This window comes from Streptomyces sp. NPDC053665 (assembly GCF_055585285.1).
In genome coordinates this window covers 98736-112436 of the sequence record NZ_JBVJKK010000005.1, presented here as the reverse complement: position 1 = coordinate 112436, position 13701 = coordinate 98736, and the positions used below count along the sequence as shown (strand labels likewise).

Genomic DNA, 13701 nt, shown 5'->3' with positions numbered 1-13701 from the left:
GGGCTCAGCGGACGGCGTCCGGCTTCTCCCCCATGCCGGGCAGGAGCGGCACGAGCCGGTCCCAGCGGTCGATCTGGCAGCCGTCGCGGCGGTCGTACGTCGCGTCGACGGGGCGCCCGGCCCAGGTGCCGGTGACGTGCGCGGTGGCCGGCCCGCCGTACTGCATGGTGCACATGCCGCCCTGCGGGGCCGGCGCGAAGACGTCCCGGCCCCACCGCGTGTCCCGCTCCAGGGCCGCGCAGGCGCCGTGCGGGTCGGGGTGGCTGCCGCCGTCGGGGCCGCAGTACAGCTCGAAGGTGCCGTCCACCCCCTCTCCGGCGTTCCGCACGGTGACGGTGAGGTGGTCACGGTCCCGGAGGTCATCGACCCACTCGCGGGGCAGCGGGTCGGTCCCGGTGGCGTCGGCGTACGCGGCCGGGGACACGGCGGCCAGCGAACCGACGCCGGCGACGGAGGCGGCGGCACCGAGGAGGAGGCGCCGCAGGGCGGGGCGGGCGGTGGCCCGGGGGGTGGCACGCAACATGCCCTGCCTAACGCGAGGCGGCGCCGGACGTTGCGCCCCTTCCCCCGCTGCCGCCCGCCCGGCCCCACCGCTGCCGCCCGCCCGGCGCCTCCACCCTCGCCGCTGCCGCCCGCCCGGTCCGGTTCCGGCGGCCCGCGACCACCTGACAAGGCCTTTGCCCCGCGCCCTTCCCGCCTAGTACCGTGGGGGTCGATTGGTGACACCCCGCTCGACTGTGTCATCATCGGCACGCACCGACTCGCGCTCGCGCGGGTGGATGCGCTGGAGGCGTCGCCTAGTCCGGTCTATGGCGCCGCACTGCTAATGCGGTTTGGGTCTTAAAGCCCATCGAGGGTTCAAATCCCTCCGCCTCCGCACCTGATCACGAAGCCCCGGTCATCCGACCGGGGCTTCGCTGTCGTTGCCCCCCGCTGACCCTGTTTTCGCAGCTCACAAGGGGTGCGGCCAATGGATTTCACATGGCGGCGGCAGTCATGTAATGTTCTTCCTGTCGCCGCGAGCGAGCCGAAAGGCCCGAGAGCGGCGAAACAACAGAACAAGCACTCGTAGCTTAACGGATAGAGCATCTGACTACGGATCAGAAGGTTGCAGGTTCGAATCCTGCCGAGTGCACACAGACCAGAGGCCCCGGAGAGATCCGGGGCCTCTGGCGTTTCCGCGTGCGCTGTCCGGTCAACTCCGCGTCCCCCGCGCCCCGGTGAGCCGCCCTTGCGCAGACGTTCCGTTGGGCCCACTATTCTGGATAATCGAATAGTCGGCTGATCAGAACCCGGGGAGGGCCGGTGGCGGTGAACGCGGCGTGGACGCGGGCGGTGTTGCCCCTCTGCCTGCTGGGGGTGCTGGACGCCGAGGAGAAGAACTACGGGTACGCCCTGCTGAGCCGCCTGGCCGAGGCCGGGCTGGAGGGCGTGAAGCCCGCGACCCTGTACCCCGCTCTGACGCGCCTGGAGGAGGAGGGCGCGGTCGAGGTCGAGTGGGGCGCCGGCGAGGGCGGGCCCGGCCGGAAGTACTACCGCATCACCGAGGCCGGACGGGAACGGCTGCGCCGGGAGAGCGCCGCGTGGCACGACCTCCACGGGACCGTCGCGACGCTGCTCGGGGACCGAGAAGGGGGATCGTCTTGACCACGACGAACAAGCTCGGCTGGACGCGCGAGGAGGACGAGACGTGGGCGGCGGTCGTCGAACTGCGCCTCACGCTCGACCAGCAGGCCTCCGCCGACCTGATCCATCAGGTCCTGGCGGAGGCGCACGACGCGGTGACCGAGACGGGCCGCACGCCGCACGACCTCTTCGGCGACCCCGTGGCGTACGCGCGCTCCGTGGCCGCGGAGCGGATCGGCGAGGAGGACCGGGCGCGCGTCGACGCGCAGGGCCTCACCCCGGGCGAGCGTCTCACCGCCTCCCTCGCGACACTCGGTCTGGCCGGAGTCGTCGTCGGGGTGCTGCGGTGGATCGACGACGGCCTCTGGGCGGACGCCGGCTGGTCGTCGATCGCGGCGTTCACCGCCGTCGTGCTGACCGCCGTCCTGACGTCCGCCGTCCTCGCGGCCCGGGCCGCCGGGCGGATCACCGGTTCGTGGATCTTCGCCTCGGCGGCGCTCGTGACGCTGGGCGGTGGTGCCACCGCCGCCGCCTTCCTCCCCGATGAGCCGCTGTTCACGTTCCCGGTCCCGGCCCTCGCGGTGGCGGGCGTGGCGCTGAGCGCCGCGGCGGTCGCCTTCCCGGACGCCGCCGTCGACCGCTGGTTCACCCCGGGGCACCGGGGCGACGACGAGCGCTGGCTGTCCCACGTCGAGGGCCTGCTGCGCGGACGCCACGCGATGCCGGCCGCCCAGGCGCGGGCCCATGTGCGGGAGGCCCGTCAGCATCTGGCCGCGTCCGGCGACAGTGCCGAGGAGGCCTTCGGCAGTGCCGAGGTCTACGCGATGCGCCTGGCCGAGGGCCCCCGGCGGGAGCGCCGGCTGGCGCGGCGCAAGCTGTACGGCGTCACCGCGCTGACCGTGCTCGTCGTCTGGCTCTTCGCGGACGAACTGCGCGACGCCGACCTTTCCTCCCCCCGGTTCTGGATCTACGCCGGTGCCGCCGCCTACTGGATCTGGCGCACGGCCCGGGCGTGGATCAAGGAGTCCGCGTCCCGCGGCGGCTCGGCGTCCTGAGGCCGGTGCGTGCACCCGGTGGCCGGCGCGTGCGGGGCGCCGTCGGTCACTCGGGGCGGCAGTACTCCTCCAGGTAGGTCGCGGCCAGTGAGCTCGCCCGGGTGAACCAGTCCGTGAGCACGGCGATCTCGTCGGGCGTGTAGTCCGCGAAGAGCGCCCCGAGGCGGGCGTAGTACGGCTCGTAGACCTCGCGCACCCGGGCGACCGCGTCGGGCCGGGCGGCCACGCGGACCCGGCGGCGGTCGGCCGGGTCGGGGAGGCGGGTGATGTAGCCGGCCCGTTCGAGCCGGTTCAGAATGCCCGTGACCGCGCCCGTGGTGACGTGGACGCGCGCTGCCAGGTCCCCCGCCGTGGGGTGGTTCTCACCGGCCTCGATGACATAGCCGAAGCAGGTGAGGTCGGTCACGCTCAGACCCACCTGCTGGGCGATCTCGTGCTGTCCGACCAGGTGCGTCGCGATGAGCTGGTCCATCGCCGACAGTGCCTGCTCCGGCGTGGCGGCCGGACGCGGCTTGGCTTGCATTCCCAGATCCCTTAGTTCGTGAGATGTTTGGGTTGTTAAACTCTTAGCTCGTGAGGGGTTCTGCTCGGAGGCCGAGCCCTCGATCGGAGGACGCACATGAGCGCACATCAGTATGACCACGGGCACACGGCCGCCGGGTGGATCGGCTTCGGCATCGCCACCGTCGGGGCCGTCGCGGCGGGAGCGGGTGTCTGCGCCGTCTCGGGCCTGCTGATCGCCGCGGGGCTCGGCGTCGTGGTGGTCGGCCTCCTGGTCACCTGGGCCCTGCACCTCGCCGGCTGGGGCAAGGGCCCGGGCGCGCGGCCCCGCGAGGAGTGGGGATGGCGGGTGCGGGACTCGGCCGCCTCGGGCGGGCACGCGGACTGCCTCGGGTGCCGGCTGGCCGGCCGGGGCCGGCGCGGGGAGCGCGCCGGCCGGGAGACCGGACCGGCGCCCGCGCGGCGCGCGGCGGCGGAGCCGGAGACGGCCCTGGTGGGCGCCGCGGGGACCGGCACCGGCCGCTGATCCGGCCGCCGCCACCCGCCCTCGGCCGCCCGGCCCCTGTACGGCGTGTGCCGGTGACGGGGCCGAGCACGGGGGCTCGTCGCCCGGGCCGAGCGCGGGGGCTCGTCGGCCGGGCCGCTGATCCGGCCGCCGGTTCCGCGTCGTATCGCCGCACGGGCGTGTGCTGGTGACGGGGCCGAGCACGCGGGCTCGTCGCCCGGGCCGAGCGCGGGGGCTCGTAGCCCGGGCCGCTGATCCGGCCGTCGGCTCCGCGTCGTATCGCCGCGCGGCGTGTGCTGGTGACGGGGTCGAGCACGAGGGCTCGTCGCACGGGCCGAGCACGGGGGCTCGTCGGCCGGGCCGCTGATCCGGCCGCCGGTTCCGCGTCGTATCGCCGCGCGGCGTGGGCCGCTGATGGGGCCGAGCACGGGGGCTCGTCGCCCGGGCCGAGCACGGGGGCTCGTAGCCCGGGCCGCTGATCCGGCCGTCGGCTCCGCGCCGTTGTCGTCCTCCCCGTGGCCCGGTCGCTGCCGGGGCCTGCCCCTGCTGTCAGTGCCTGGCCCTACTCTCGGCGGTGATGGCACAGGCATGGAAGTGCGCGGGGCTGCGGTGGTCGGCGGACGGGCCCGGGCTGGTGTGGTCCGGAGGCCGGCGCAGCGCGCTGACCTGGGGGAAACGCGTGGCTTTCGGAGTCGCGGAAGGGAGCGTGCGGACCTGCCGGGGGGCTCGGGGGCACGCGTGTCCGGTCGCCGCTGCCGTGCCGGGGCGCAGTACGGGCGCCCGGTGCGAGGAGTGCGCGCGGCTGGACCGGGCCCATTCCGTCGCGGCGGACACCCTGGCCGACGATCCCCGGCCCTACCGCGTCTACCTGGCGTGGTTCGGGCCCGGCATGGTCAAGGTCGGGATCACCGCCGAGGAGCGGGGGCCGGCCCGGCTGCTGGAGCAGGGGGCCGTCTGCTTCACCTGGCTCGGGGTGGGGCCCCTGATGGCCGCCCGGCGCAGCGAGGAGCTGCTGCGCGCCGCCCTGCGGGTGCCCGACCGGATCCCGTACACCGACAAGCGTGCCGTGCGCTCGGCCCTGCCCGGGACGGAACCGGAGCGGGCCGCGGAGATCACCGCGCTGCACGCGCGGGCTGTGGCCCTGCCCGGGTGGCCCGAGTCGCTGGCGCGTGCGCCGCTGCGGGTCGTCGATCACACGGCCGTCTTCGGGCTGGCGGGGCTGCCCGCCGCCGTGGGGGAGGTGCGCGAGCTGGTCCCGGGCGGTGCGATCGGTGGTGAGCTGGTCGCCGCCGCCGGACCCGACCTGCACCTGGACACCGGGAGCGGTGTCGTCGTCCTCGACACGCGGCTGCTGACCGGGTGGGAGCTGGGTCCTGCCCAGGAGGGCCGGCGGCGGCTGCCGGTACGGCGGTTCAGGGAAGACGCCGGGGTGCAGGACGGGTTGTTCTGAGGCCGGGCGGCGGATCCCAGGAGCCGCCTGAGAAGTGCCTGTGTGTTTCTCAGGGAAATCACAGACGCGGAAAAGGGCGCTCTCAGAGCCCGCCGCCATCGTGTCCGCATGACCACGACCTCGCCCCAGGGGCGCACCGAACTGCTCAGGCCGGACGGGAGCCCCGTCCGCGTGCTGGTGGTGGACGACGAGGCGTCGATCACCGAGCTGCTGTCCATGGCCCTGCGCTACGAGGGCTGGCAGATCCGCAGTGCCGGTGACGGCATGGGCGCCGTCCGGGCCGCTCGCGGCTTCCGGCCCGACGCCGTCGTGCTCGACATGATGCTGCCCGACATGGACGGGCTGTCCGTCCTCGGGCGGCTGCGCCGGGAACTGCCGGACGTGCCGGTGCTGTTCCTCACCGCCAGGGACGCGGTGGAGGACCGGATCGCCGGGCTCACGGCGGGCGGCGACGACTACGTCACCAAGCCGTTCAGCCTGGAGGAGGTCGTCGCACGGCTGCGCGGGCTGATCCGGCGCTCCGGCGCGGCCGACCGGCGGTCCGGCTCCGTGCTGGCCGTCGGCGACCTCACCCTGGACGAGGACAGCCACGAGGTGACCCGCGGCGGGGACGGCATCCATCTGACCGCGACCGAGTTCGAGCTGCTGCGGTTCCTGATGCGCAATCCGCGGCGCGTGCTCAGCAAGGCGCAGATCCTCGACCGCGTCTGGTCCTACGACTTCGGCGGGCAGGCCAACGTCGTCGAGCTGTACATCTCCTACCTGCGGCGGAAGATCGACGCCGGACGCGAGCCGATGATCCACACGCGGCGCGGCGCCGGCTACCTGATCAAGCCCGCGGCGTCGTGAGCGGACGGCCCCGCTCGCGTGCCCGGCGCGAGCCGGGCGCCCGCCGGGCGGGCCGCCCCCGCACGCTGCGGACGCGGCTCGTCGTCGCGTCCGTGGTGCTGATCGCCGTGGTGTGCGCGGTGATCGGCACCGTGACGACCCTCGCGTTGCGGTCCCACCTGTACGAACAGCTCGACGGGCAGCTCGGCGCCGCCGCGTCCCGGGCCGCGCTGAGCCCGCCCCGGGACCCCGACGCGGGGAACGGGGGTGGCGCGCCGGCCCTGCTGAAGGAGGAGAGCCTCACCGTCTTCGTCACCCGGGGGCCGCAGCCGGCCGGCACCATCGCCGCCAGGATCGAGGACGGCCGGATCACGGAGTCCAAGTACGGCGTGTCCGGCGACGACTACCGGATGAGCGCCCGGTCGCTGAACTCCGCCCAGACCGCCGCGCTGATGTCCGTGCCGCAGTCCGACGGGTCGCCGCGGACCGTCGAGGTCCCCGGCCTGGGCGAGTACCGGGCCGTCTTCAAGAGCGGGGACAAGGGCAGCTACTACGTCGCCGTCCCCACCACGGACGTGACCAGCACCGTCAACACCCTCGTCCTGGTCGAGATCAGCGTCACCGGCGCCGGTCTCGCCGCGGCCGGCCTGGCCGGCTCCGTCCTGGTCGGCGTCGCCACCCGCCCCCTGCGCAGGGTCGCCGCCACCGCCACCCGCGTGTCCGAACTCCCCCTGCACAGCGGCGAGGTCCACCTCAACGAGCGGGTGCCCGACTCCGAGACCGACCCGCACACCGAGGTCGGGCGGGTCGGGGCCGCGCTGAACCGGATGCTCGACCACGTGCACGCCGCGCTGCACGCCCGGCAGTGCAGCGAGACGCGGGTCCGGCAGTTCGTGGCGGACGCCAGTCACGAACTGCGCACGCCCCTCGCCTCCATCCGCGGGTACGCCGAACTCACCCGGCGGGGACGCGAACAGGTCGGCCCCGACACCCGCCACGCCCTCGGGCGGATCGAGTCCGAGGCCGACCGGATGACCCTGCTCGTGGAGGACCTGCTGCTGCTCGCCCGCCTGGACGCCGGTCGGCCGCTGCAGTTCGGGCACACCGACCTCGTGCCGCTCGTCGTGGACGCCGTCGGCGACGCCCGCGCGGCCGGCCGGGACCACGACTGGCGGCTCGACCTGCCCGACGAGCCGGTGCCCGTGACGGTGGACGCGGCCCGGTTGCAGCAGGTGCTGCTCAACCTCCTGGGCAACGCCCGCACCCACACCCCGCCCGGCACGACCGTCACCGCCCGCGTCCGGCGGCGCGGCGCGTGGCTGTGCGTCGAGGTGGAGGACGACGGGCCGGGCATCGCAGCGGAGTTGCTCCCGCACGTCTTCGAGCGGTTCGCGCGCGGGGACTCCGCCCGGTCCCGCGCCACCGGCTCGACCGGCCTCGGCCTCGCCATCGTGCAGGCCGTGGCGGCGGCGCACGGCGGCGGCGTCGGCGTCGACAGCGCCCCCGGGCGGACCGTGTTCACCCTCCGGCTGCCCGCCGCCGCCCACCCGCCGCGCCCCGAGCGGGACGGCGAGCCGTACTCACAGGCGGGCCACAGCGTCACCACACGGCTGCGACAGGGCGCCTGACGACAGTCGGTCCCATGCGAACCGACTCTTTCCCCGGCACCCTGCCGGCGCGGGAGCACCTCCCGGCCGCACCGGCAGCCGCACCCGTCCTGGACGTCGTGGTCCCCGTCCACAACGAGGAGAAGGACCTCCCGCCGTGCGTGCGCCGGCTGCACGCGCACCTGGTCCGCACCTTCCCCTACGCATTCCGCATCACGATCGCGGACAACGCCTCCACGGACACCACCCCGGCGGTCGCGGCCCGGCTGGCGGCGGAGATACCCGAGGTCGGCAGCGTCCGGCTGGAGCGGAAGGGCCGGGGCCGGGCCCTGCGGGAGGTCTGGTCGGCCTCGGACGCCCCCGTCCTCGCCTACATGGACGTGGACCTGTCCACCGACCTCAACGCCCTGCTCCCGCTCGTCGCGCCGCTGATCTCCGGCCACTCGGACCTGGCGATCGGCTCCCGGCTGGCCCGCAGCGCGCGCGTCGTGCGCGGACCCAAGCGGGAGTTCATCAGCCGGGCGTACAACCTCGTGCTGCGCGGCTCCCTGCACGCCCGCTTCTCCGACGCCCAATGCGGGTTCAAGGCGATCCGCCGCGATGTGGCGCAGGCGCTGCTGCCGCTGATCGAGGACACCGGCTGGTTCTTCGACACCGAGATGCTGGTCCTCGCCGAACGGGCCGGGCTGCGCATCCACGAGGTGCCCGTCGACTGGGTCGACGACCCCCACTCGTCCGTGCACCTGGTGCGGACCGCGACCGACGACCTCAAGGGCGTGTGGCGGATCGGCAGGGCCCTGGCCACCGGCTCGCTGCCGCTGGACCGGCTGGCCCGGCCGTTCGGCGACGACCCCCGCGACCGCGAGATCGAGGACGTGCCGAGCGGGCTGGCCCGTCAGCTCGTCGGCTTCTGCGTGGTCGGTGCCCTGTCCACCCTCTTCTACCTGCTGCTCTACAGCGGCTTCCGCGCCTTCACGGGTCCCCAGACCGCCAACGCCCTCGCCCTGCTGGTCTCCGCGGTCGCCAACACGGCGGCCAACCGGCGGCTCACCTTCGGGGTGCGGGGGCGCGCCGGGGCCGTACGGCACCAGGCGCAGGGTCTGGTGGTGTTCGGTATCGGGCTCGCGCTGACCAGCGGTTCGCTCGCCGCGCTCGGCGCGGCCACCTCCGCGCCCGCCCACTCCACCGAGCTGGCCGTCCTGGTCGCCGCCAACCTCGCGGCGACCGTGCTGCGCTTCCTGCTCCTGCGGGCGTGGGTCTTCCCCGACCGGCGCACGGACGGGACGCCGACGACGGCGAGCAGCTCCGGTGCGGCCGGATCGCCGGCCCCGCTCCCGCGCCACCTGATCCAGCAACCCCACGAGCACCGGTACGAGATGCCGCCGCCCCAGCCCCACGAGCCCCACCACCACCCGGCGCCGCAGCCGGCCCGCACGCACGACACCGATCCGGGGGACCACCGATGACCGTCCACCTCCACCGGCCCACTCCCAGCACGGACACGGCGCCCGGCAGCGAACCCCGCCCTGCCGCCTCCGCAGCCGCCGCCTCCGGCGCGCCCCGCCACCCCCTGCCCCACCGGCTGTGGCGCGGACGGCCCGAGGACCCCCGCTGGGTCCGGCCCGCGTTCCTCGCCCTGCTGGCCGCCACCGCCCTGCTCTACCTGTGGAACCTGAGCGCCTCCGGTTACGCCAACTCCTTCTACTCGGCGGCCGTCCAGGCGGGCAGCCAGTCCTGGAAGGCGTTCTTCTTCGGCTCTCTGGACGCGGCGAACGCCATCACCGTCGACAAGCCCCCGGCCGCGCTGTGGCCGATGGCCCTGTCCGTCCGGCTCTTCGGGCTCGGCTCCTGGGCGATCCTCGTCCCCGAGGTCCTCATGGGCGTCGGCACGGTCGCCGTCGTGTACGCGGCCGTCCGCCGCCGGTTCGCTCCCGCGGCCGGACTGATCGCGGGCGCGGTGCTCGCCCTCACGCCCGTCGCCGCGCTGATGTTCCGCTTCAACAACCCGGACGCGATGCTGGCCCTGCTGATGGCGCTGGCCTGCTCCCTCGTCCTGCGGGCGCTGGAGGACGGCCGGACCCGGTGGCTGGTGTGGGCCGGTGCGGCGATCGGGGCGGCGTTCCTCGCCAAGACCCTCCAGGCGTTCCTGGTCCTCCCGCCGCTCGCCCTCGTGTACGGCGTCTGCGCGCCGGTGCCGGTGCGGCGGCGGATCGGGCAGCTCGCGGCGGGCCTGGCCGCGATCGTGGTCTCCGGCGGGTGGTGGGTGGCCGTGGTCGAGCTGTGGCCCGCCTCCTCCCGCCCGTACATCGGCGGTTCGCAGAACAACAGCTTCCTGGAACTGACCTTCGGCTACAACGGCTTCGGCCGCCTCGACGGCGACGAGACGGGCAGCGTCGGCGGCGGGGGCGGCGGCCGGGGCGGTGGCTGGGGCGAGACCGGCTGGGACCGGCTCTTCGGCTCCTCCCTCGGCGGTCAGATCTCCTGGCTGATCCCGGCCGCGCTGATCCTGCTGGCCGCCGCCCTGGTGGCCACGCGCGGTGCCCGGCGCACCTCCGCGACCCGCGCCGCGTTCCTCGTCTGGGGCGGCGCCCTGCTCACGACCATGCTGGTCTTCAGCTACATGCAGGGCATCTTCCACGAGTACTACACGGTGGCCCTGGCCCCCTACGTGGCCCCGCTGACCGGCATGGGCGCGGTGCTGCTCTGGGAGAGGAGGGACCGGGCGTGGGCGTCCCTGACCCTGGCCGCCGCCATGACGGCGACGGCCGTCTGGGGGTACGTCCTGCTGAACCGCTCCGCCGGCTACCTGCCGTGGCTGAAGTGGTGGGTCCTGGCCGGGGGTCTGACGGCCGCCCTGGGGCTGGTCTTCGCCGGCCGGCTGGGACGGCGGCTCGCGCTGGGAGCGGCGGGCCTGGGGCTCGCCGCGGCGCTGGCCGGCCCGGCGGCGTACACGTTCACCACGGTGAACGAGGGGCACTCCGGCTCGATCGTCACGGCGGGCCCGGCGGTCGCGGGCGGCCGCGGCCCCGGCGGCGGTGGCGGCCCCGGTGGCGCCGGGCCCAGTGACGGCTTCCCGGGCGGCGCTCCGACCCGGCGCGACGGCACCGGCACCGCCCCGGGGCAGCCGGGCGGCGGCTTCCCCGGCGGCGGCATGCCGGGGCAGGGCGGCAACCAGCAGGGCGGGCAGGTGCCGGAACGGCCCGGGCGGAACGGGGGCGGCGGCGCAGGCGGCCTGCTCTCCGGCGCGTCCGTCAGCGACCGGGCGAAGAAGCTGCTCACGACCGGCGCCGACCGGTACACCTGGGCCGCGGCGGCCATCGGCGCCCAGAACGCGGCGAGTTACCAGCTGTCCACGGGCGAGCCGGTGATGGCCGTCGGCGGCTTCAACGGCACCGACCCGTCCCCGACCCTCGCGCAGTTCCAGCAGTACGTGGCCGACGGGCGGATCCACTACTTCATCGCGTCCGGCACCGGCGGTGGCATGGGGGGCGGCTCCGACGGCGCCTCCGCGCAGATCACGGCCTGGGTGGAGGCCACCTTCACCAAGGTCACGGCCGGGTCGTCCACCTTCTACGACCTCACGAGCAGGACCAGCGGCTGACCCTGCCCGGCGGGGGCGGGTGAGGGGCGGTGGCCGGAAGCCACCGCCCCTCGGCGGGCCCGGCGAAAGTCTGTTGTACACCGTAAGGCAATGGTTCTACGGTGTAGAACATGACGACGTCCTCCCGGGAGACGGCCCCGCCGCAGGCGGCACCCTCCGGCCATCCCCAGCGCTGGCTGATCCTCGGTGTCATCTGCCTCGCGCAGCTCACCGTGCTGCTCGACAACACGATCCTGAACGTGGCGATCCCCTCGCTCACCCGCGAGATGGACGCCTCGACCGCCGACGTCCAGTGGATGATCAACGCCTACTCGCTGGTGCAGGCGGGTCTGCTGCTCACCGCGGGCAACTCCGCCGACCGCTACGGCCGCAAGCTGATGCTGATGACCGGCCTGGCGATCTTCGGTGTGGGCTCCCTCGCCGCCGGGCTGTCCCAGAGCCCGGGCCAGCTCATCGCGGCCCGTGCGGGCATGGGCGTCGGCGGTGCGCTGCTGATGACCACGACGCTCGCCGTCGTCGTGCAGATCTTCGACGAGCAGGAACGGGTGAAGGCCATCGCGCTGTGGTCGACGGTCAGTTCGCTCGGTTTCGCGGCCGGGCCGCTGATCGGCGGGGTGATGCTCGACCACTTCTGGTGGGGCGCGATCTTCATCGTCAACATCCCGGTCGCCCTGCTCGGCCTCGTCGCGGTCGCCGCGCTCGTGCCGGAGTCGAAGCACAGGGCCGGCGACCGGCCCGACCTGCTCGGGGCGGTGCTGTCCACCATCGGCATGACGGCCGCCGTGTACGCCATCATCACCGGGCCCGAACACGGCTGGACCTCGGGCCAGGTGCTGCTCCCCGCGCTGATCGGCCTGGTGGTGCTCGGCCTGTTCGTGCTGTGGGAGCTGCGCACCGAGCACCCGATGCTCGACATGCACTTCTTCCGCGACCAGCGGTTCGTCGGCGCGGTGGCGGGCGCGATCCTCGTGGCGTTCGGCATGACGGGATCGCTCTTCCTGCTCACCCAGCACCTTCAGTTCGTCCTCGGCTACGAGCCGCTGGACGCGGGGCTGCGCACCGCCCCGCTGGCGCTGACGGTCGTGGCGCTCAACTTCTCCGGCGTCGGCGCGAAGCTGGTGCTCAAGGCGGGCACGCCCGCGGCGATCGCACTCGGCATGACCCTGGTGTCGGCCGGTCTCGCGTCGATCGCGCTGCTCGGCGCGCACGGGTACGGCGGGATGCTGCTCGGGCTGGTCGTGATGGGCGCCGGCGTCGCCCTGTCGATGCCCGCGATGGCCAACGCGATCATGGGGGCGATCCCGCCCGAGAAGGCGGGCGTGGGCGCGGGGATCAACGGGACCCTCGCGGAGTTCGGCAACGGGCTGGGCGTCGCGGTGCTCGGCGCGGTGCTCAACGCCCGCTTCGCCTCGCTCGTGGCCGTGTCCGCCGCCTCGCTGCCGGCGGCGCTGGCGGCGGCCGACTCGGCCGAGGAGAAGGCCCGCATCTCCGACGCGTTCGCCTCCGGCCTGGAGACCAGTCAGCTGGTCGGGGCGGTCGCCGTACTGGCGGGCGGACTCGTCGCGGCCGCGTTGCTCCGGCGGGCCGAGCGGGCAGGAGCCGACTGAGGGCGCGGAGCCGGCGCTCACTGCGGGTGCCGGTCCGCCGTGCCGGTCCGCCCTGCCGATCACGCCCGCGCGGCGGCCGCGCGCCCGTCGGCACAGCCCCGCGCCCGGTGGTGACGGCGCGTCTAGCATGAGCCGCGTCGGATGATCGAGGAAGGTGCGCCATGGCGAGGACGGCCCGGCAGGACAAGCCGCGGACCAGCGTCTGGCTGGAGGGCGGGGCGCACCGGCGGCGCGGCGGCGGGCAGCCCTCGGGGCTGGACCGCACGCGCATCGTCGAGGCCAGCGTGCGGCTGCTGGACGCGGAGGGACTGGCCGGGTTCTCGATGCGGCGCCTGGCCGGTGAGCTGAACGTCACCGCGATGTCCGTCTACTGGTACGTCGACACCAAGGACGACCTCCTCGAACTCGCCCTGGACCAGGTCATGGGCGAGATGCGGCTGCCCGACCCGGACGCCAGGGAGGACTGGCGCGAGCAGGTGCGGGCGCTGGCCCGGGAGTACCGGACGCTGCTGGTGCGCCACCCGTGGGTGTCCCCGCTGGTCGGCGCCTACCTCAACATCGGCCCCAACAACCTGGCGTTCTCCCGGGTCGTCCAGCGCGTGGTGCGCCGGACCGGGCTGCCCGCCGGGCGCATGACCAGCACGATCTCCGCCGTCTTCCAGTTCGTCTACGGCTACGGGACGCTGGAGGGGCATCTCGCCACCCGGGCCGCGGCGGGCGGGCTGACGGTGGACGAGTACTTCCAGGAGGCCCTGACCACCGTGGCGGCCGCCCCGCAGGCCGCCGAGGTCGTCCGGGAGTCCCAGGAGATCATGGCGGCGCGCGGGGGCGACACCGTCGCCGAGATGCTGGAGCGCGACTTCGAGTTCGCGCTGGAGCTGCTGATCGCCGGGATCGAGGCCATGGCCGGCCGCGGGTGAG

12 protein-coding genes, 2 tRNA genes and 1 pseudogene are annotated in these 13701 nt (G+C 74.5%); 13 read left to right on the top strand and 2 right to left on the bottom strand.

The annotated features are described in order from the left end of the window. Window positions 1-4: 4 nt before the first annotated feature. Window positions 5-523, bottom strand: coding sequence for an SSI family serine proteinase inhibitor (locus ACZ6ZN_RS20620; protein WP_469648214.1), 519 nt, complete (start codon window positions 521-523; stop codon window positions 5-7). Window positions 524-786: 263 nt separating this feature from the next. Here ACZ6ZN_RS20620 and ACZ6ZN_RS20615 point away from each other — a divergent pair. The 4 genes from ACZ6ZN_RS20615 (at window position 787) to ACZ6ZN_RS20600 (ending at window position 2681) form a co-directional block, all read left to right on the top strand. Next, window positions 787-877 (top strand) — tRNA-Ser (locus ACZ6ZN_RS20615). 185 nt (window positions 878-1062) lie between these two features. Then, window positions 1063-1135, top strand: a tRNA-Arg gene (locus ACZ6ZN_RS20610). Between the two features lie 170 nt (window positions 1136-1305). Then, window positions 1306-1647 (top strand): PadR family transcriptional regulator, encoded by a 342-nt coding sequence (locus tag ACZ6ZN_RS20605; protein WP_451876014.1) that lies wholly within the window; start codon window positions 1306-1308, stop codon window positions 1645-1647. After that, a complete protein-coding gene (locus ACZ6ZN_RS20600) occupies window positions 1644-2681 on the top strand; it encodes a hypothetical protein (protein WP_469648211.1) in 1038 nt (345 codons plus the stop codon). Before ACZ6ZN_RS20605 ends, ACZ6ZN_RS20600 begins: the two co-directional genes overlap by 4 nt. A gap of 46 nt (window positions 2682-2727) precedes the next feature. Here the strand turns inward: ACZ6ZN_RS20600 and ACZ6ZN_RS20595 are convergent, their stop codons facing one another. Continuing rightward, on the bottom strand, window positions 2728-3204 hold the full coding sequence (locus ACZ6ZN_RS20595) for a MarR family winged helix-turn-helix transcriptional regulator (RefSeq protein ID WP_469648208.1): 477 nt from the start codon (window positions 3202-3204) through the stop codon (window positions 2728-2730). A gap of 96 nt (window positions 3205-3300) precedes the next feature. Here ACZ6ZN_RS20595 and ACZ6ZN_RS20590 point away from each other — a divergent pair, with 96 nt between their 5' ends. The 9 genes and pseudogenes from ACZ6ZN_RS20590 to ACZ6ZN_RS20550 all read left to right on the top strand — a co-directional run bounded on the left by ACZ6ZN_RS20590 (window position 3301) and on the right by ACZ6ZN_RS20550 (window position 13700). Continuing rightward, window positions 3301-3708: an HGxxPAAW family protein gene (locus tag ACZ6ZN_RS20590; protein WP_469648205.1), complete on the top strand. Its 408-nt coding sequence runs from the start codon at window positions 3301-3303 to the stop codon at window positions 3706-3708. Between the two features lie 556 nt (window positions 3709-4264). Further along, window positions 4265-5137: a DUF2797 domain-containing protein gene (locus ACZ6ZN_RS20585; RefSeq protein WP_451876018.1), complete on the top strand. Its 873-nt coding sequence runs from the start codon at window positions 4265-4267 to the stop codon at window positions 5135-5137. Window positions 5138-5245: 108 nt separating this feature from the next. Further along, window positions 5246-5986 (top strand): response regulator transcription factor, encoded by a 741-nt coding sequence (locus ACZ6ZN_RS20580; RefSeq protein ID WP_398109258.1) that lies wholly within the window; start codon window positions 5246-5248, stop codon window positions 5984-5986. Beyond that, the gene (locus ACZ6ZN_RS20575) at window positions 5983-7593 is read left to right on the top strand and encodes an ATP-binding protein (RefSeq protein ID WP_469648202.1); all 1611 of its coding nucleotides are present in this window, start codon (window positions 5983-5985) and stop codon (window positions 7591-7593) included. Before ACZ6ZN_RS20580 ends, ACZ6ZN_RS20575 begins: the two co-directional genes overlap by 4 nt. Window positions 7594-7607: 14 nt before the next feature. After that, window positions 7608-8129 (top strand): annotated as a pseudogene (locus ACZ6ZN_RS20570) (glycosyltransferase); the annotation flags it as partial. Window positions 8130-8231: 102 nt separating this feature from the next. Continuing rightward, window positions 8232-9038 carry a GtrA family protein gene (locus ACZ6ZN_RS20565; RefSeq protein WP_469648921.1) on the top strand — a complete coding sequence of 269 codons (807 nt, stop codon included), beginning with the start codon at window positions 8232-8234 and terminating at the stop codon, window positions 9036-9038. Next, a complete protein-coding gene (locus ACZ6ZN_RS20560; protein ID WP_469648199.1) occupies window positions 9035-11173 on the top strand; it encodes an ArnT family glycosyltransferase in 2139 nt (712 codons plus the stop codon). Before ACZ6ZN_RS20565 ends, ACZ6ZN_RS20560 begins: the two co-directional genes overlap by 4 nt. 110 nt (window positions 11174-11283) lie before the next feature. Then, window positions 11284-12780: an MFS transporter gene (locus ACZ6ZN_RS20555; RefSeq protein ID WP_469648196.1), complete on the top strand. Its 1497-nt coding sequence runs from the start codon at window positions 11284-11286 to the stop codon at window positions 12778-12780. Window positions 12781-12941: 161 nt separating this feature from the next. Next, entirely contained in the window at window positions 12942-13700 is a 759-nt protein-coding gene (locus ACZ6ZN_RS20550) for a TetR/AcrR family transcriptional regulator (RefSeq protein ID WP_451876022.1), read from the top strand. Window position 13701: the final 1 nt, after the last annotated feature.